The organism is Tateyamaria sp. GN1-10 (assembly GCF_055693845.1).
The window spans coordinates 398306-417212 of record NZ_JBVFUR010000004.1 but is presented as its reverse complement, the minus strand read 5'-3'; the positions used below and the strand labels follow the sequence as shown (position 1 = coordinate 417212).

Genomic DNA, 18907 nt, shown 5'->3' with positions numbered 1-18907 from the left:
GAAAGGTTACGCGATGGCACTGTTAGAAGTTATCGTGATGTTCGGTTCCGCCTTGTCCGCCGTGACGGCAGCCATCTTGTATCTCGGTCGCACGCCGGTGCGCGCTGTTCAATCCACAGAACCCGAAGTGCCGGGTCTATCCTTCTTGTTCGATGGCGTCGATTTGGAACACGCCTCACCACAGGCTGAGATCGCAATGCGGCGCGAACCAGGCGTGACCGATTGGCAGGCGCTGAAAGCGGGGCTGAGTTCGAGGTTTCCGGGCCTTCCAGACGCCGACGATATCCAGTCAGTTGAAACATTGACACTTCAAGCTGCCCGCAGTGACGACGGTGCGGTTCTGCGCCTCCACCGCGAGGCGGGCATGACCCGCGTAGAGATAGAGGATCAGGTCAGCGCGGATCCAAACGCGAAACACGCCATCCAATCTCTGGAGTCCGAGTTGAAAAACCTGCGCTTGGCAGCGACGGCCGCGCCCTATCCGATATGGCTGGCGGATGAAACGGGATCCATCACATGGCGAAACGCAGCCTATGGAACACTTGAAAAGGCGGCAAAGGGTATCGACGCAGATGATGCATCCCCAATCTTTCAATTTGATCCAGACGACCTGACCGGAAAGTCTTCGGTACGGGCGCCAGTACAGATGGACGGCAATGGAACGACTGAGTGGTACAGCGTAACAGCGACGCAGGCTGGCAAGGCCAGCGCGTTTCACGCTGTGGACATCAATGCCGTGATCCAGGCTGAAGTCGCACAGCGCAACTTTGTCCAGACACTGGCCAAAACATTTGCACAATTGTCCATCGGGTTGGCGATCTTTGATCGCAACTGCCAATTGGCCCTATTCAATCCCGCCCTTGTCGATCTGACATCACTGCCAGCAGAGTTTCTGAGTGGACGCCCCGACATGCTTTCGTTTTTTGACAGGCTTCGGGACAATCGCGTGATGCCGGAACCAAAAAACTATGGCTCATGGCGTCAGGAAATCTCAGAGATGATTAACGCCGCCTCACACGGCAGCTATCACGAGACCTGGACACTGGATACCGGCCACACCTACCGCGTCAGCGGACGGCCTCATCCCGATGGCGCCATCGCCTTTTTGATCGAAGATATTACGGCCGAGATTTCGCTAACCCGCAACTTCCGGGCGGAGCTTGAGCTGGGACAATCACTGATGGACACGTTTGAGGATGCACTGGTTGTGTTTTCGTCGGCTGGCGTTTTGACGTTCTGCAACGCCGCCTATCGCGAGATGTGGAAGCTGGACCCGGACAACAGCTTTGCCGACGTCACCATCGTGGATTGCCTGCAAGCCTGGCAGGACCAATGCAAACCTGACCCTGCGTGGGGCGACATGCGCGATTTCGTTATGAAGGTTGGCGAACGCGCGCCTTGGGAAGCCGAAGTGCAGCACAAGAACACCGGTGCGATCCGCGCGCAAATCTCTCCAATCGTTTCAGGCGCCACGGTGATCCGTTTTTCCGAGTTGGTCGGTCAACCTGTGGCAACAGATCCTGCACCGTCCTGACCATTCAGACTTGCAGCGCACAAGGATGCCAGTAGGTTGACGGGATGACGCCCGCCACCCTCACCTTTCATTGGCCATCCGAAGAAGAAACCACGCGTGCCGGGGCGGCACTTGGCCCTCTTCTTCGCGCTGGTGATGTCGTCTTGCTGGAGGGTGATGTCGGGGCGGGCAAGACCCATTTTGCACGCGCCGTTATCCAATCCGTACTTCTGGAACCCGAAGATGTGCCATCGCCCACCTTCACGTTGGTGCAGGTCTATGACACTCGGAACGGAGCGCTTTGGCACACGGACCTATACCGTGTGTTAGCAGATACCGAGATAGACGAGCTGGGCCTGATGGACGCTTTTGAAGATGCGATTTGCCTGGTTGAATGGCCTGATCGATTGGGTCCTTTGACGCCAACCAAAGCGTTGACCATCACGATCCAGCACGATGGCAAAGGTCGCACAGCGACCTTGCAGTGGACCGATCCACGTTGGTCGGATCGTTTGGAACAGGTCACTGCCAATGCTTGACCGTGCACATCTGAGAACGGGTTTTCTCGACGGTTTGGGTTGGAGCAGGGCCGAGTCTGAACTGGTCGCCGGAGATGCATCAAACCGACGGTATGACCGGCTCACATTGAATGGTGAAACGCGCATCCTGATGGACGCACCGCCACACAAGGGCGAAGATGTGCGTCCGTTCGTAAACATCACAAACTACTTGCGCAGCGTGGGTCTTTCAGCGCCGCAAGTCTACGGTGAAGACACCACGCAAGGTTTCCTGCTTATCGAAGATTTGGGCGATGACTTGTTTGCCCGACTGATCACGGCGGACAAAAGCCGCGAAGGACCGCTTTACGAAGCGGCGATTGACGTATTGCTACATTTGCACATGGCAGCGCCGCCGGATTTGGCACGCTATAACGCGCGTTTTATGACCGATGTCGCCTGTTTGAGCTTTGATTGGTACCAGCGGGGCGCCGTCGGATCAGTTGATGTAGGCGCACGCGCTGCATTCGATACGGCTATGTATGCGGCCCTCGAACCTCTGGATTCTGAAAAACCGGTGCTCGTCCAGCGGGACTACCACGCTGAAAACCTGATCTGGTTGCCCGAGCGCTCAGGGCTGAAACGTGTTGGCCTTCTGGACTATCAGGACGCGATGCTGGGCCATCCCGCTTATGATCTCGTGTCCGTGCTGCAAGATGCGCGTCGCGACGTGTCGCTGGACGTACAAACAAAAATGATTGACCGATACATAGCGGCGGCAAAAGTCGAACCACCAGCATTCCGCGACGCCTATGCCCTGCTGGGCTTACAACGCAACCTGCGTATTCTTGGTGTTTTTGCACGACTATGTCTTGCACGAGGCAAACCCCATTACATCGATCTGATCCCGCGGGTCTGGGGTCATATCGAAACCGGCCTTTCACACCCGATTGCAGCCAATATCGCACCGATTGTCGAAGCAGCATTGCCCGCGCCAACCCCCTCCATTCTGCAAAGCCTCAAAGACCAATGCCAAACACTTCCCCAGCCGTAATGATCTTTGCGGCCGGGTTCGGGACGCGCATGAAGCACCTGACCCAATCGCAACCCAAACCGATGATCCCTGTAGCGGGCAAACCTCTCATTGATCATGCGCTTGAGACTGCAGAGGCGGTCAAGCCGCCACGTGTGGTCATCAACCTGCATTATTTGCCACATGTGCTTGAAGCGTATCTGGCCAATCGCCCTGTCATTACGTTACGGGAAGAACCCGATATTCTTGAGACAGGCGGCGGGCTACGCAACGCCTTGCCGCTGCTGGAAGGTGACCCGGTTCTGACCCTGAATCCAGATGCGATCTGGGCAGGACCAAACCCGTTGCGCTTGTTGCTGGACACCTGGAACCCGGAACAGATGGATGCACTGCTGATATGTGTCCCGCTCGCACGGGTACATGGCCGGAACGGCGGAGGGGATTTTCGCCTGAACCAAGATGGTCGCCTGCATCGCGGTGGCGACATGGTTTATGGCGGCGCACAGATCATGAAGACGGACCTTCTGAACAAGGTGGAAGAACATGCGTTCTCTCTGAACGTCCCATGGAACATGATGGCCGAACAGGGACGCCTTTTCGGTTTGTCCTATTCCGGTCATTGGTCCGATGTCGGCCACCCCGACGGAATCACGATCGCCGAAAATATGTTGCGGGACCACCATGTTTGATCCATCGGACAAGGCCCGTCTGTTCGGATGCGCGCCCGGCATCGACTTCCCCCTTGCTGTAATACGCGGGCTTGAAGACCGCTTGAGCAGTGCACCACCTGAAGCGTGGGCGAAGGTCACGTTGCTGGTCAACACCACGCGTATGGCCAGACGCTTGCGCACATTGTTTGACGAGGGGCCCTCACGTTTTCTGCCTCGCATTCGTATGATCACGCAGCTGGATGATCTGATGCCGGGTTCACCCTTGCCGGCCGCCGCTTCGCCCTTGCGGCGAAGGCTTGAGCTGGCCACGCTGATCCAGAACCTGATCGAACGCCAACCAGATCTCGCACCTGACGCGGGGCCTTTTGATCTTGCCGACAGTCTGGCCACCCTGATGGACGAGATGCAGGGCGAAGGCGTGAGCGCAACCGATATTGCGCAACTGGATGTGTCTGATCAGTCTGGACATTGGGCGCGCGCGCAGCAGTTCATCGCCATCGCGCAGGACTACATCGACGCCAGCAGCAGCGCGCCGGACCCCGAGGCCCGGCAACGTGAAACCGTTCTGCGGTTGGCTGATCACTGGGCGCATACACCACCCACAGATCCATTGCTTGTTGTCGGTTCAACAGGGTCGCGCGGCACGACGTTGTTGCTCATGCAGGCAGTGGCCGCACTGCCGCAGGGCGCAGTGTTGCTGCCCGGTTTCGATGATCACATGCCCGGTCACGTTTGGGGTGCTCTGGCCCAAGATCAGACGGCGGAAGATCACCCGCAATTCCGCTTTCTAAAACTGTGTCGTGCGCTCGACCTACATCCGTCGAATGTTGAACCATGGACACCGTTGGCCCCGGTCTCTGCATCACGCAACGCGCTTGTTTCGCTGGCGCTGCGCCCAGCGCCCGTTACAGATGCATGGCGAGAGGAGGGGCCAAAACTGACCGAACTTGGCCCGGCCACGGACGCCATCACGCTTGTCGAGGCTGATACCCCGCGCGCCGAGGCGATTTCCATCGCCATGCGCTTGCGGCAAGCCGCCGAGGCAGGGGAAAAAGCGGCTCTGATAACGCCAGATCGCATGTTGACGCGGCAGGTCACAGCGGCGCTGGATCGCTGGGACATCCTACCCGATGATAGTGCCGGCACGCCCCTGCACCTGTCACCGCCAGGACGGTTATTGCGCCATGTGGCAGCGCTTTTTCAAGCTCCGTTGGACGCCGAAGCACTGCTGACCCTGCTTAAGCATCCGCTGTCTCACTCCGGCGCCGATCGAAACTTGCACCAACTGAACACGCAAAGACTTGAATTGCGGATCTCGCAAGGACGGCCTGCCATATCCCAATCCAGAAGGCTTGATGCGCTGTGCCCTGAAGGCCACCAAGCACGTGGAAGAGATCGAACCATGGGCTGCGTGGATAAGCGACATTCTGTGTGGTCGCGAAATCGCCGGAACTCTGACGTTGGAGACTTGGGTTTCACTGCATCGCACCCTTGCCGAAACGCTGGCGCAGGGACCAAACGGCGCGGATGCGGGCGAGCTATGGCAAAAGAAGGCCGGTCAGGCAGCGCGAAACGTAATGGATGGCTTGGCCGAACATGCGGGTTACGGCGGTGAGATGTCTGCCCGCGACTACACGGCTCTGGTCGCAACCGCTTTGCGCCAGGGCGAGGATGTACGGGACCGCGATATGCCACACCCGAACATTATGATCTGGGGCACGCTTGAGGCACGTGTTCAGGGGGCTGACCTTGTGATCCTTGCCGGGTTGAATGACGGAACGTGGCCCGAACCGCCAGCGCCCGATCCATGGCTGAACCGAAAGATGCGCTTTGATGCCGGTTTGCTGCTACCTGAACGGCGCATTGGCCTATCGGCACATGACTTCCAGCAGGCAATCGCCGCACCGGAGGTCTGGCTGACCCGCTCCATCCGGTCGGATGATGCGGAAACAGTGCCGTCACGTTGGATAAACAGGCTGCGCAACCTGCTGCAAGGATTGGCGGTACAGGGAGAACCGGATCACTGGGACGCCATGAGGACTCGTGGCGCACATTGGTTGGCGCTGTCCCGGGAATTGGATCGAGCTGGAGAGGCTCCAAAGGCGCACCGCCCCTCACCTTGTCCACCCGTGTCCGCGCGTCCTCGTCGGTTTACCGTGACTGAAGTCCAGACGCTGATCCGCGATCCCTATGCCATCTACGCCAAGCATGTACTGCGCCTGCGGGCATTGCGACCCCTGGTGCAAACACCGGATGCGCTGTTGCGCGGAATCCTGTCGCATGACGTGATGGAACGTTTCGTGCGCAAGACATTGAACGACAGTGCCGCCTTGACCGTCGACACGCTCATGGCGCACGCCCGCGGCGTCCTGAACCGGGACGTACCCTGGCCTGCCGCCCGTGCATTATGGTTGGCGCGGTTTGGGCGGGCAGCCGAGTGGCTTGTTGAGACAGAAATGGTGCGGCAGTCCATCGCAACGCCCACGTTGTTTGAGAATAAGGCGGTTGGAAAACTGACCCTGCAAGCTATCAAAACCGAGTTGGAGGGACGTGCGGATCGGATAGATGTGGATGATGCCGGATCAGTTATTTTGTATGACTACAAAACCGGTGCGCCCCCAACCAAAGATCAGCAGAAGCATTTCGACAAGCAATTGTTGATCGAAGCGGCCATGGTCGAGGAAGGTGGGTTTGCCACCCTAGGTCCACGCCCTGTCCGTGCTGCACAATTCATCGGGATGGGCAGCAATCCCAAGACCGAAGATGCGCCATTGGACGTTGAGAGACCGGGCCAGATCCTTGCAGAACTCGCCGGGTTGCTGAGTGCGTATCTTGAGGGGGACAAGGGCTATACCTCGCGTCGCGCACTCTATGAGGAGCGCGAAGCACGGGATTATGATCAACTGGCGCGCTTTGGTGAATGGGATGTGACACAAGAACCGACGCCAGAGGTGCTGACATGACAGGACTGGCAAACGAAGCCACCCGCCGTCAGCAAGAGGCAGCGCAGCCCATGCAATCGACGTGGCTGTCGGCGAATGCGGGATCCGGCAAGACGCGCGTTTTGACGGACCGTGTTGCGCGCCTGCTTCTGGAAGACGTGAAACCGCAGAACATCTTGTGCCTGACCTACACAAAGGCAGCAGCGTCCGAGATGCAGAACCGTCTGTTTCAACGGTTGGGCGCATGGGCCATGCTGGACGACGACTCCCTGCGATTGGAGTTGGTGGAGCTGGGGTTGGAGCATACCCTAAACACACAAGAGTTAAGCCATGCACGCACCCTTTTTGCCATGGCAATCGAAACCCCCGGTGGGCTGAAAATTCAGACGATTCACTCTTTCTGTGCGTCTCTGTTACGGCGTTTTCCGCTGGAAGCGAGGGTCAGCCCACAGTTCACAGAGATTGAAGATCGTGCCGCTGACCTTTTGCGGGCCGAACTTGTGGATCAGATGGCGGATGGCGAGGACGCAGACGTGCTTGGGCGTCTTGCTGCTCAGTACAAGGGCGAAGATTTTCTTGCGCTTACCAAAGAGATCGCAAGCAAAGCAGAGAAATTCGGCGATCTGAGCATTGGTGACGCGCTTGCTTTGCTTGGACAATCTTCTGATCTGACACATGACAGTATTGTCGATACTACCTTTGCGCCGGGCGATTGGGACATGTTGCAAGACCTGTTGCCGATTTTGGCGACGCAAGGTGTCACTGACAAAGCTGTCGGTGAGACGCTAAAGGAAATTGTCGCTCTCGACACCGAAAGCCTTTCGATTGCGGAGGCCGCGTTTCTGACCCAAGCTGGAACCCGCAAGAAGCGCTTTCCAACGAAATCAACACAACAACAGGCTGCACATCTTCTGCCGCAGCTTGAGGCCCTGATTGAAAGGGTTGAGGCGGCACGCGAGGCGCGCCTCGCCCTTGATGCAGCTGAACACACCGTTGCTCTGCACCAGTTCGCCCGCAAGTTTGCCAGGCGGTACACGGAAGCAAAGCAACGCCGCGGTTGGCTGGATTTTGATGATCTGATCCAGAAGGCGCAGCAGCTGCTCAGCGATGACCGCGTGGCGGCGTGGGTTCTATATCGGCTCGACGGTGGTATCGATCATATCCTCGTGGACGAGGCACAGGATACCAGCCCGACCCAATGGGATGTGATCCGACGTCTGGCCGAGGAGTTTTCAAGCGGAGAGGGCGCGCGAACAGACGTGACCCGCACAATCTTTGTTGTGGGTGACAAAAAGCAGTCGATCTATTCCTTCCAAGGCGCTGACCCGCGTGAGTTTGATCGGATGCAATCGGAATTTGGCTCTAAACTAGCTGAATCGGATCAGAAGTTGTGGGGTCGAAGCCTTGATTTTTCGTTCCGTTCGTCGCCGGCCATACTGAATCTAGTCGACAGAGTGTTTCAGTTCGAAGAGGGCGCCGGGTTCGGCGAAGGCGAACACATCGCCTTCAACACCGATTTGCCCGGGCGTGTAGATCTGTGGCCGCTGGTACCAAAACCTGAAAAAACACCGGAACGGGAATGGTATGATCCCGTGGATCGGCGCAGTCCGGAACACCAGTTTCGCACACTGGCAATGGCAGTCGCCGGGCAAATCAAGCAGATGCTGGATGAGGGCACATTGATCCCGGATGCAAAGGGGTCAAGACCCGTGCAACCGCGGGATTTCCTGATCCTTGTCCAACGGCGCGGCGGCATCTTTCCCGACATCATTCGCGCCTGCAAAGAGTTGGGGCTTCCCATCGCTGGGGCGGATCGCCTCAAGGTGGGGGCGGAAACCGCTGTCCGTGACCTTGGTGCACTTCTGTCGTTCCTCGCTACGCCCGAGGACAGCTTGTCGCTGGCGACTGCACTACGGTCACCTCTGTTCGGGTGGTCTGAACAGGATTTGTACACCCTTGCGCATCACCGAACCGAAGACGAATTGTGGCGCAGCTTGCGCACAAAAACTGAGGATTACCCTCAAACAGTCTCGGTTCTGCGGGACTTGCGGGACAATGTCGACTTTTTACGTCCCTATGATCTGATCGAACGCATGTTGACCCGACATCGCGGACGTCAGCGGATGCTGGCACGGCTGGGAACCGAAGCAGAGGATGGGATCAACGCGCTTTTGTCCCAAGCATTATCGTACGAACGCAGCGAAGTGCCCAGCCTGACCGGTTTCCTGACTTGGATGGAAACAGACGACCTTGAAGTCAAACGCCAGATCGACAGTGCATCGAACCAGATCCGGGTGATGACGGTACACGGATCAAAGGGGCTGGAAGCGCCCATCGTGATTCTGCCCGAATGCGGCAAACGCGACTTTCAGGTCCGCAACAATATCATCGACATCAATGATACACCCGTCTGGAAGATGCCATCGACCCAACTGCCGGCACGGATGGCAACCCGACTGGACGAGATGAAGGCAGCGCAGCGGCAAGAGTCCCTACGTTTGCTTTATGTGGCCCTAACACGAGCAGAGAAGTGGTTGATTGTCGGAGCAGCGGGCGAGCTTGATAGAAATGGTGACGACTGGCATCAACGCGTTCAGGCCGGCATGGAGGCAGACGATGCAACCGCGCTGGACACGCCGGTAGGTTCAGGCCTGCGTCTGCAACATGGCGATTGGGCGTTTTCAACAACAAGCATCGGGATGGCAGAAGCTGAAACGGGTATCTCCCTACCGGCCATTTATGAGGAAGCTGCGCCAAGCCCAGCGCCACTGCCAGAAACGCTGTCACCATCGGATTTGGGTGGTGCCAAGGCGCTGCCCGGTGATGGGCTTGATGAAGACACCGCCAAGGCCTTTGGAACTGCTGTACATGCGTTGCTGGAAGCACCCGAAATAGGTGCGCGGGCATTGCGTGACACCAACCTGGCCGATGACCTGAAAACTGAGGCTCAGGCGCAAGCAGATCGCATTCGATCTGATCGAACGCTGTCATGGCTTTTTGCTGATGATGTGCTGGCCGAGGTGCCCGTGACCGCATCGCTTGGAAAACGCCGAATGCACGGAATGATCGACCGGCTGCACGTGACCTCGGATACTGTGCACGTGATCGATTTCAAGACGAACCGCGTCATTCCGGAAAAACCAGAGCAAACACCGGAAGGTGTGTTGCGACAGATGGGCGCCTATGCCCATGCAATGGCTCAAATTTATTCTGATCGCACCATTCGGCTGAGCATTCTGTGGACTCATACAGGCACATTGATGTCCATTCCGCACGATATCGTGACGTCGGCGTTGTCGGGCACGCCATATCTTGACGATGCTGTGGGGGGTACCTAGGTTGCCAGCCTACGCTTGAGCCTGGCAGGAGAACTCACATGGCAACCGTGGCAGTCACAGACGCAACTTTCGACGCCGAAGTCAAAAATTCCGATGTCCCCGTTGTGGTGGACTTTTGGGCCGAATGGTGTGGCCCGTGCAAGCAAATTGGCCCAGCCCTCGAAGAGCTGTCGGCCGAAATGGCAGGCAAGATCAAGATCGCCAAGGTGAACGTGGATGAAAACCCGAACTCACCTGCGCAGATGGGTGTCCGAGGTATTCCGGCACTTTTCATCTTCAAGAACGGTGAAATCGTATCGAACCGTGCAGGCGCCGCACCCAAAGCCGCGCTGCAAAGCTGGATCGAAGAGAGCATCTGAGAATTCCGAGGGCATCCGCAAGACGGGTGCCCTTACTCTATCGGCCAACCGGCAGCGGACAGTTTCGCAGCAATCTTGGCCTCAGCGCTACCATGGCCTCCGTTGATTGCCATGTGCTGCCACACCCACCACAGATATGCGGCGTAATCAGGCCGGTGCGACTGGATGCGGTCGAATGCATCCGAGTCTTGCCCATCTAGCATCACGTGATGAAAGTCGGTTTGACCAAACGTGACTGCACGCTTCCCGAAAAACATGCCATCGAACGCGACGCTCGACGTCATCGTCACAATATACGAGCAGCGTGGCAGCAAGGCGTCCCGCCCGCCAGTCTGAATGCTGAGGTCCGGGTCACGCCTTTGCACTTCATTCAGTGCCGTCATCTCATCCGGGCTGTAGGTTTCTTTTGGGTGCAAGGTCGCAATGATCCGCTTTCCGGGGCAGGCGGCGCGCGTCTGGACGAGCATGTCGATCGGACTGCAGGATTGAAAGGAACGGTGATCCGTCAGGCGGCCCTGTAGCGGCACGTAGATGAAATCATCGTCACCGACATGATCAAGCAGCGGCCCACAAATCCGCGCCTGCCAGTAGGAAAAGAAACGCCGCGCATCTTTTTGAGGGCAAGCCAGAGGATCGAAACGCGCCTGCGCAACATCCCACTCCCAGCGCTTGTCAGACGCCTGAATTTGCCAAAACGGATAGTGATAGACGCGGCGAAACGTCATCGCACGCTTGTTTGGCGGCGGCGTCATCTCGCAAAGCGCATAGCCACGTCGCGTGCCCGCCTTCAAGCGCTCGGCCATTGTGTTCGCATGATAGGATATCTCGTATCCGGTTCGTTCCAACACATGCACAATCTTGGCGATGAAGTTGTGTTCTCCATTCCTAGCCCGGCGACGCGTGCCATCATTAAGGTAAAAGCGAACACGTTTGGGGTGCGACATGATCAGACCCTAGGCGCAGCGGATCGAGCGAGCAACCGGCCCTTGCCCGTCCGTGAGCTGACCGCCATATATCCCCCCAACTGTTGAAGGAGAGCCAAATGGCCAGCTCAGACTTTCCCGGATGGCACGGGACCACGATCATCGGTGTTAAGAAGGGCGGCGAAGTCGTCATTGCCGGGGATGGCCAGGTGTCTCTTGGACAGACTGTCATCAAGGGGACGGCGCGTAAGGTGCGTCGACTTAGCCCTGGTGGATATGATGTGGTGGCGGGTTTCGCCGGATCCACGGCGGATGCATTCACCTTGCTAGAACGACTGGAAAGCAAGCTGGAAGCAACCCCGGGTCAATTGGCGCGTGCGAGCGTCGAGTTGGCCAAGGACTGGCGCACCGACAAATACCTTCAAAAGCTTGAGGCGATGCTGATCGTATCGGATGGCGCCGACATGTTCGTTATCACTGGCGCAGGTGACGTCCTGGAGCCTGAGCACGATGTAACAGCGATCGGATCTGGTGGAAACTACGCCCTTGCCGCGGCACGTGGCATGATGGACAGCGACCGTAATGCCGAAGCCGTCGCGCGCGACGCGATGCAAATCGCGGCCGACATTTGCGTTTATACCAACGGCAACCTGACAGTGGAGAAGATCAGCAAATGACCGAGATGACATATACACGTCTGGGCAACAGCGGCTTGATCGTGAGCCGCATGTGTTTTGGTACTATGACCTTCAACCATGGATCGGAGTGGATTCCCGGTGTTGCAAAGGTCGGTCAGGACGCCGCGACCAAGATGGTCAGCCACGCTCTGGATGCCGGCGTGAACTTCTTTGATACCGCCGACGGTTATTCGAGCGGTGAATCGGAAGATATTCTTGGGAAAGCGTTGGGAAAGCGCCGAAACGAGGCCGTGATTTGTACAAAGCTTGGCTTTCGTCAGACAGATCAGGTGGGGGATGCAGGTCTAAATCGCAGTCATGTCCTCAAGCAGATCGACGGTAGTCTAGACCGTATGGGGATTGATCACATTGATCTTTTGGTGCTGCACAAAACCGATTTCACGACGCCAATGGAAGAAACTCTGGCCGCACTTCAAACCGCCATTGAAGCAGGCAAGGTGCGCTATGTTGGTGTATCGAACTGGCCCGCCTGGCACATGGCCCGCGCCGTGCAGTACCAGCGCGACCACAGGATGACACCCTTCATCGCCGGACAGTATCTGTATAATCTGGTGGCACGGGATATCGAACTGGATGTCTTGCCCATGATGGCCGAGATGGGCGGTGGGCTTATGGCCTGGTCACCTCTGGCTGGCGGTTTGCTGTCGGGCAAGTACGATCCGGAGAAACTGGAGGAAGGCGACGGACGGTTGAGTGAAGGCGGCGATTTCCTTGGCATCGACACCGCAACCGCTCGCAAGATGATTGGAGCTCTGGCCGACATTGCGAAGACACACAATGTACATCCGGCAACCGTGGCCTTGGCATGGTTGCTTGCCCAGGACCGCAGCCACAGCGTGATTTTCGGCGCCTCGAAGATGAGTCATCTGGATGCGGCCTTGGCCGCGCCGGAGCTAGAATTGACTGATCACGAATTGGCGAAACTGTCCGGCATCGCGCCTCCAGCCAAGAGATATCCGCATTGGTTCGATGCGATGATGACGGATGAACTGAATACCAAAATTCTATCATGAACGAAAAAGGCCGCTGCGTTTGCAGCGGCCTTCCTCTTGATAAACAGCAGGATCAGTTCAGTTTGGCAACGCCCAGCGGAACGTTGAATTTCTCGCACCAGATCCACACTTCGTTATACGTGGCGGCGTCGATCCCGTCTGGAACATCAAATGTCTGCTTGCCTGAATTGGCTTTCAGCAACCCCATAAGTGTGTCGCTGTCATAGCCATCACGGCCCAGCGCAACCTTGGGATCTGGGGCACCATCGAACCAGAAGTCGTCCAGAAGGATTACCTGGCTTTTGCCATTCTTGGTCACGACTTCGGCGCGACCCTTCGTGACATGATTGCTTTTGCCGGTGAATTCACCGATGCGGCCATGTCCACCAGCTAGCGCAAAAGTTGGTAGTGCAGTGGACGCCATCAGGGTGGCGGACCCAATTAGGAATGAGCGGCGGTTGGTCATGGGATAATCTCCGAGGATTCAATTCGATGGGGCCAAGGTACGCCTAAGCCGCGACAAAATAACCCAACCTCTCGCGCAAGTGATGCTGTGTTGATGAAATGCCCGTCAATCGTTGCGTTTCGCCAGTTTTCGCATAGGTAAGTCGGGAAACTTGTAACAAACGGGCCGCTTGTGACTGACCTGACCCCCCGCGAAATCGTCTCAGAACTTGATCGATTCATTATTGGCCAGAAAGATGCCAAGCGCGCAGTTGCTGTTGCGCTGCGGAATCGCTGGCGCAGAAAGCAGCTAGATGATGATCTTCGGGATGAAGTTTATCCCAAGAACATCCTGATGATCGGTCCAACCGGCGTCGGTAAGACCGAGATCAGCCGCCGTCTGGCCAAACTGGCACGTGCGCCATTCCTGAAGGTCGAGGCAACCAAGTTCACCGAGGTTGGATATGTTGGCCGCGATGTTGAGCAGATCATTCGTGATCTCGTGGACGCGGCCATCGTGGAAACACGAGAATACATGCGGGAAGACGTGAAGGCCAACGCACACCAAGCGGCCGAGGAACGGGTCATCGAGGCCATCGCTGGCACAGATGCCCGCGATGCCACCCGCGAGATGTTCCGCAAGAAGCTGAAGTCAGGCGAATTAGACGACACCGTGATCGAGCTGGACGTCGCCGACACCAGCAACCCGTTCCCGACCATGGACATTCCCGGTCAACCTGGCGGCGGCATGGGTATGATGAACTTGGGCGACATCTTTGGCAAAGCGATGGGCGGACGTACCGTGCGCAAAAAGCTGACAGTCGCGCAAAGCTATGACGTGCTGATTGGCGAAGAAGCCGACAAACTGCTCGACGACGAAACCGTGACCAAGACGGCGTTGGAGGCTGTTCAGGAAAACGGCATCGTTTTCCTGGATGAGATCGACAAGGTCTGTGCCCGCTCTGATGCGCGCGGCGCGGATGTCAGCCGCGAGGGCGTTCAGCGTGACCTGTTGCCGCTGATCGAAGGAACCACCGTCAGCACAAAACATGGGCCGGTGAAAACCGACCATATCCTGTTTATCGCATCAGGCGCTTTCCATATCGCAAAACCCTCCGACCTGTTGCCGGAGCTGCAAGGCCGGCTGCCCATCCGGGTCGAGCTGCGCGATCTGACCGAAGACGATTTCGTACGGATTCTGGAAGAAACGGACAACGCACTGACACTGCAATACGCTGCGTTAATGCAGACCGAAGAGGTGACGGTGACCTTTGAACCCGAAGGTATTCGCGCCTTGGCTCGTATTGCTGCAGACGTGAACAAGAGCGTCGAGAACATTGGTGCCCGTCGTCTTTACACCGTGATGGAGCGTGTTTTCGAAGAGCTTTCGTTCAATGCACCCGACCGCGCCGGAGACAAAATCACCGTTGATGCGGATTTCGTGGAAACGCATCTCGGCGAACTTGCGCGATCCACGGACGTCAGTCGTTACGTACTCTAGCTGTTTGCTCCCTGCTCGGGTACATCCCATGGGATGATCGGGCAGGGGCATTTGATGCGCGCGATTCTATTTGTTCTAGTTTTTATCCTTGCTGCATGCAGCGACAGGACAGCTTCGCCTATTTTGCCAGAGGCTAAGTCTATCGGCAAAAACCGCGACGTGTTCATCGGCACCACACGCAGCATGAATGCGGCCGGAGAATTTGGGATTGGCAGGTCTGCTTCCTTGAATCTGTTGCAGGCCACGGTATCGCTTCCGCCCGGTCGTACATTGGGTAGCGTATCGGACGGTCAGGAGCGCCCGAAACCAGACCGCGATTTTACAATTGCCGCATTGAACATCTACGAATCAAACGATGTATTTCGCAAAGCTCTGGCTGCTGATCTTGCATCGCATCCCCCATCCGAACGCGACGTGACCCTGTTCGTTCATGGGTTCAACAACAGTTTTACCAACTCCGCTTTCCGGATTGCGCAAATGGCAGAGGACCTAGAGTTGCCTGGTACCCATGTCACCTATTCATGGCCCAGCCGTGGTAACCCACTTGGGTATGAATATGATCAGGACAGCGCACTGTTTGCCCGCGATGGCCTTGCTGATCTGATGCACTTGATCCGATCTGTGGGACAGCCAGACATCGTCCTCGTCGCTCATTCGATGGGCAGTGCATTGGTGATGGAAACGCTCCGCCAGCTCGACATCGCGGAGCCCGGTTGGGTAGGCCGGAATGTCAGTGGTGTGATCCTTTTGTCCCCCGACATTAACGTCGATGTCTTTCGCAGTCAGTTTTCTCGTATCCAGACGGCACCGGATCCTTTTGTTGTCATGGTATCACGTAAGGATGCAATCTTGCGCCTGTCATCACGACTGCGCGGCGAAAGGACCCAACTGGGCAACATCCAAAACACTGACGCCGTCGCAGACTTGCCGATTACGGTCGTCGACGTGACCGCGTTCAGCGATCGGAAATCCGGCAACCATTTCGTTGCGGCGGGATCGCCCGCTTTGATCCAGCTACTTCGCCGCTCATCTGAACTGGACAGTGAGTTCTTGCGCGGACGGGCCGGGTCGGTGCTGACCATTCCGGGCGCGCGCCGCATCCAATCCCCGCCACGCCGACCCTCAACCAGTGCAATCCGCAGCAAGGCCCGCTAGTGGCGACCATTTCAGGGTCGCAGCCTCTAGGCCACTTTCTGAAGAGCAACCGGCAATGGCTGGCGGCTGGTGCGCTGTTGACCTTGCTGTCATCCTTTGGGCAGACATTTTTCATCTCGATCTTTGCTGCACAGATCCAGAGTGACTTTTCCCTTACCCACGGAAGCTGGGGCGCAATCTATGGTCTTGGAACCGCTGCATCCGCTGTGGTCATGATCTGGGCAGGCGGCCTGACAGACCGTTTCCGAGCTCGGAGCTTGGGTATGATCGTGCTCGCGTTGCTTGCTGGGTCGTGCCTGTTGATGGCTGTTAATCCATACGCTGCATTTCTGCCTATCGTGATATTCGCGCTGCGTCTGACCGGGCAAGGTATGACAAGCCACATTGCAATTGTCGCGATGGCGCGCTGGTTCGTGGCGACGCGCGGCCGGGCACTTGCGGTAGCGACTTTGGGCTTTTCTTTGGGCGAGGCAATTTTGCCACTGCTCTTTGTGGCATTAATGGCATTTCTGGATTGGCGCGTGTTGTGGGTTCTGGCTGCTGCCATCGCACTACTGGGTGTACCCATCCTGTGGCGTCTGTTGGGGGAAGAACGCACACCACAATCCATGGCCGACGAAAACCAGAGCGTCGGGATGAAAGCCCGCCATTGGACACGCACAGATACGTTAGGTCACCCGCTGTTCTGGTTCATGGTGCCGGCGCTGATTGGCCCGGCTGCTTTCAACACTGCATTCTTCTTCCAGCAGGTCTATTTTGCGGAGATCAAGGGGTGGTCACACCTGTCCCTTGTGGCTTTGTTTCCCATTTACACCGTTGTCGGAATCGGGGCGATGATCCTGTCCGGCATCGCATTGGATCGGTTCGGCACTGCCCGGCTGATCCCCTTTTTCCAGCTGCCAATGGTTGTGGCCTTCGTAACCTTTGCACTTGCACAATCGCTGGCTGCGGCCGCCATCGGCTTCGTGTTTCTGGCCCTGACAACCGGTGCAAACTCGACCTTACCCAATGCGTTCTGGGCGGAGTTCTATGGCACCCGCCACATTGGTGCGATCAAGGCAATGGCTGCTGCGGTCATGGTGTTGGGCTCAGCAATCGGACCCGGTCTCACTGGTGGGCTGATCGACTTGGGCGTTGATCTGAATGTGCAATACGTAGGTGTGGCTGCCTATTTCCTGTTGGCGACTGCCAGCATGTGGATCGGAATACAGCGGGCACGCAACGATCTACCGCTGACGGCGTAGATACACATAGTATGCGCCGCCACCGCCATGGCGAACGTTGGCCTGACTGACCTGCAACACGACCGAAGACAAAGGTGGCATGGACAACCATTGCGGCACCTGATGGCGCAGGACGCCAAAACGCACTGGTATGGGGCTATCATCATCGCGGTTCTTGCCTTTGCCCGTCACAACCAGAACCAGTCGTTTGCCTTGAGACTGCGCAGACAAAATAAACCGCGTAAGCGCGGGGTGCGCGCGATCAAGAGTCATACCATGCAGGTCCAGCTTACCCTCAGGTTTGAGTTTGCCGCGCTTCATCTGGGTGAACGCCTTGCGATCCATCTGTACTGGTTGGGTCGCAACTTGGTCCACGATGGACGGTGTCAGGTTGACCGCGGTGGTTGGCCTAGAAGCAGATGGTTTGCCCAGCGCCGGGGTAACTTCAAACGTATGCTTCAAGCGCGGTTTCGGCGCAGGCGTTGTGACGAAATCATCTGGATGAAATGGCTTTTCAGGGTGCAAACGATCGGTCCTGTCCGCCACTTTTCGCCACAGCTCTTCTTCGTCTGGGCGCAACTTGCGGCGGGTCATATCGCGCTCTCGGGCAACAGGGCATAGGCACGTTGGATCGGCATCAACACCATCATCCGACCTGGATCGCGCAAGCGCCCAGCCTCGCGGCCCGCCTTGTCCCCGGTGCCAAAGAACACGTCGGCCCGCTGTGCACCCTTGATGGCTGACCCGGTATCCTGCGCGATCATCAATCGTCGCAAGGGTCCATTCCCGTCTTTTTCGATCCATACGGGAGCGCCCAAAGGAACAAAGGCCGGATCAACCGCGATGGACCGCATCGTCGTGATAGATCGGTTCATTGCTCCCAAGGGACCACGATCTGCCGGAACCTCACTGACTTCACGGAAGAAAACGTAGGATGGGTTGTGATAAAGCAGCTCCTCACCCACGATCGGATTGTTTCGAACATAATTTCGAATGACCTGCGCGCTGACCTGATGAGCCGCATAGGTGCCGCGGCGTACCAACTCAGCCCCGATAGAGCGATACTTGTGCCCATTGGCTCCGCCATACCCAACGCGCATCATTTGACCGTTAGGCAGACGGATGCGACCGGATCCTTGAATTTGGAGAAAGAACAGCTCAACCGGATCATCGACCCAGGCAATCTCGAGGCCACGGCCCTGCATCACTGGCCCTTCAAGAATTTGGCGACGGGTCAACCACGGACGTATGTGCCGGGCTTCGGGCGGCATGGCGTAAACCGGGAAGCGATAACGTGCACTGCGGCGGCGTGATCCGTCCAGCTCTGGCTCAAAGTATCCTGTGAACAGCGCTGCGGCGCCATCCTCGATCAAAACAGGGCGAAAGAAGAGTTCAAAAAACGCGCGCGCATCCGGCACATCCCCAGCCAATGCACACAAAGACCGCCAATCGGGGTCATCCATATCCTGGCACGTATTGCGAAACGTGGTCAGCGCTGCGGCGTGATCATCCTGCGCCCAACCATCCAGTGCGGCAAAGTCCAACACCGTGTACTTCACATCAGAGGCAGCGGCGGTCATGGTCCAGAAAATCGCGCAGAATGTTAAGGCGCAGGAAC

The 18907-nt window shown here is 57.2% G+C and carries 15 protein-coding genes and 1 pseudogene; 12 read left to right on the top strand and 4 right to left on the bottom strand.

Features of this window, described 5'->3' with window-relative positions; genetic code table 11:
- Positions 1–13 precede the first annotated feature (13 nt).
- The 7 genes and pseudogenes from ACZ1HN_RS03890 to trxA all read left to right on the top strand — a co-directional run bounded on the left by ACZ1HN_RS03890 (position 14) and on the right by trxA (position 10353).
- A complete protein-coding gene (locus ACZ1HN_RS03890) occupies positions 14–1534 on the top strand; it encodes a PAS-domain containing protein (RefSeq protein ID WP_472726550.1) in 1521 nt (506 codons plus the stop codon).
- A gap of 44 nt (positions 1535–1578) precedes the next feature.
- Positions 1579–2052, top strand: a complete 474-nt coding sequence (gene tsaE, locus ACZ1HN_RS03885; protein WP_472726549.1) for a tRNA (adenosine(37)-N6)-threonylcarbamoyltransferase complex ATPase subunit type 1 TsaE — start codon at positions 1579–1581, stop codon at positions 2050–2052.
- Positions 2045–3064, top strand: a complete 1020-nt coding sequence (locus tag ACZ1HN_RS03880; RefSeq protein ID WP_472726548.1) for an aminoglycoside phosphotransferase family protein — start codon at positions 2045–2047, stop codon at positions 3062–3064. The genes tsaE and ACZ1HN_RS03880 overlap by 8 nt, the downstream gene beginning before the upstream one ends.
- A complete protein-coding gene (locus tag ACZ1HN_RS03875; protein WP_472726547.1) occupies positions 3064–3732 on the top strand; it encodes a nucleotidyltransferase family protein in 669 nt (222 codons plus the stop codon). The genes ACZ1HN_RS03880 and ACZ1HN_RS03875 overlap by 1 nt, the downstream gene beginning before the upstream one ends.
- Positions 3725–6677 (top strand): annotated as a pseudogene (addB, locus tag ACZ1HN_RS03870) (double-strand break repair protein AddB). Before ACZ1HN_RS03875 ends, addB begins: the two are co-directional and overlap by 8 nt.
- Complete coding sequence (addA, locus tag ACZ1HN_RS03865) at positions 6674–9994, top strand: double-strand break repair helicase AddA (protein WP_472726546.1); 3321 nt, start codon at positions 6674–6676, stop codon at positions 9992–9994. The pseudogene addB and the gene addA overlap by 4 nt, the downstream one beginning before the upstream one ends.
- Positions 9995–10032: 38 nt before the next feature.
- Positions 10033–10353 (top strand): thioredoxin, encoded by a 321-nt coding sequence (gene trxA, locus ACZ1HN_RS03860; protein ID WP_299203380.1) that lies wholly within the window; start codon positions 10033–10035, stop codon positions 10351–10353.
- Between the two features lie 32 nt (positions 10354–10385).
- Here trxA and ACZ1HN_RS03855 read toward each other — a convergent pair whose 3' ends face one another.
- The gene (locus tag ACZ1HN_RS03855; RefSeq protein ID WP_472726545.1) at positions 10386–11297 is read right to left on the bottom strand and encodes a hypothetical protein; all 912 of its coding nucleotides are present in this window, start codon (positions 11295–11297) and stop codon (positions 10386–10388) included.
- Positions 11298–11395: 98 nt separating this feature from the next.
- Here ACZ1HN_RS03855 and hslV point away from each other — a divergent pair, with 98 nt between their 5' ends.
- Together hslV and ACZ1HN_RS03845 are read left to right on the top strand one after the other, a co-directional pair.
- Positions 11396–11953, top strand: a complete 558-nt coding sequence (gene hslV / locus ACZ1HN_RS03850) for an ATP-dependent protease subunit HslV (RefSeq protein ID WP_299203375.1) — start codon at positions 11396–11398, stop codon at positions 11951–11953.
- The gene (locus ACZ1HN_RS03845) at positions 11950–12987 is read left to right on the top strand and encodes an aldo/keto reductase (RefSeq protein ID WP_472726544.1); all 1038 of its coding nucleotides are present in this window, start codon (positions 11950–11952) and stop codon (positions 12985–12987) included. Before hslV ends, ACZ1HN_RS03845 begins: the two co-directional genes overlap by 4 nt.
- A 52-nt stretch (positions 12988–13039) precedes the next feature.
- On the opposite strand, the gene ACZ1HN_RS03840 is transcribed toward ACZ1HN_RS03845, so the two are convergent.
- Positions 13040–13432: a DM13 domain-containing protein gene (locus tag ACZ1HN_RS03840; RefSeq protein WP_299203369.1), complete on the bottom strand. Its 393-nt coding sequence runs from the start codon at positions 13430–13432 to the stop codon at positions 13040–13042.
- 171 nt (positions 13433–13603) lie between these two features.
- Here ACZ1HN_RS03840 and hslU point away from each other — a divergent pair, with 171 nt between their 5' ends.
- From hslU to ACZ1HN_RS03825, 3 genes are all read left to right on the top strand, one after another.
- Entirely contained in the window at positions 13604–14911 is a 1308-nt protein-coding gene (hslU, locus tag ACZ1HN_RS03835; protein ID WP_299700568.1) for an ATP-dependent protease ATPase subunit HslU, read from the top strand.
- 225 nt (positions 14912–15136) lie between these two features.
- A complete protein-coding gene (locus ACZ1HN_RS03830) occupies positions 15137–16066 on the top strand; it encodes an alpha/beta hydrolase (RefSeq protein WP_472726543.1) in 930 nt (309 codons plus the stop codon).
- Positions 16066–17310, top strand: a complete 1245-nt coding sequence (locus ACZ1HN_RS03825) for an MFS transporter (protein WP_472726542.1) — start codon at positions 16066–16068, stop codon at positions 17308–17310. The genes ACZ1HN_RS03830 and ACZ1HN_RS03825 overlap by 1 nt, the downstream gene beginning before the upstream one ends.
- On the opposite strand, the gene ACZ1HN_RS03820 is transcribed toward ACZ1HN_RS03825, so the two are convergent.
- Both ACZ1HN_RS03820 and mltA read right to left on the bottom strand, forming a co-directional pair.
- A complete protein-coding gene (locus tag ACZ1HN_RS03820) occupies positions 17293–17883 on the bottom strand; it encodes a Smr/MutS family protein (protein WP_299700577.1) in 591 nt (196 codons plus the stop codon). The two genes, ACZ1HN_RS03825 and ACZ1HN_RS03820, sit on opposite strands and share 18 nt — an antisense overlap.
- Positions 17880–18869 carry a murein transglycosylase A gene (gene mltA / locus ACZ1HN_RS03815; RefSeq protein ID WP_472726541.1) on the bottom strand — a complete coding sequence of 330 codons (990 nt, stop codon included), beginning with the start codon at positions 18867–18869 and terminating at the stop codon, positions 17880–17882. Before mltA ends, ACZ1HN_RS03820 begins: the two co-directional genes overlap by 4 nt.
- Between the last annotated feature and the right edge of the window lie 38 nt (positions 18870–18907).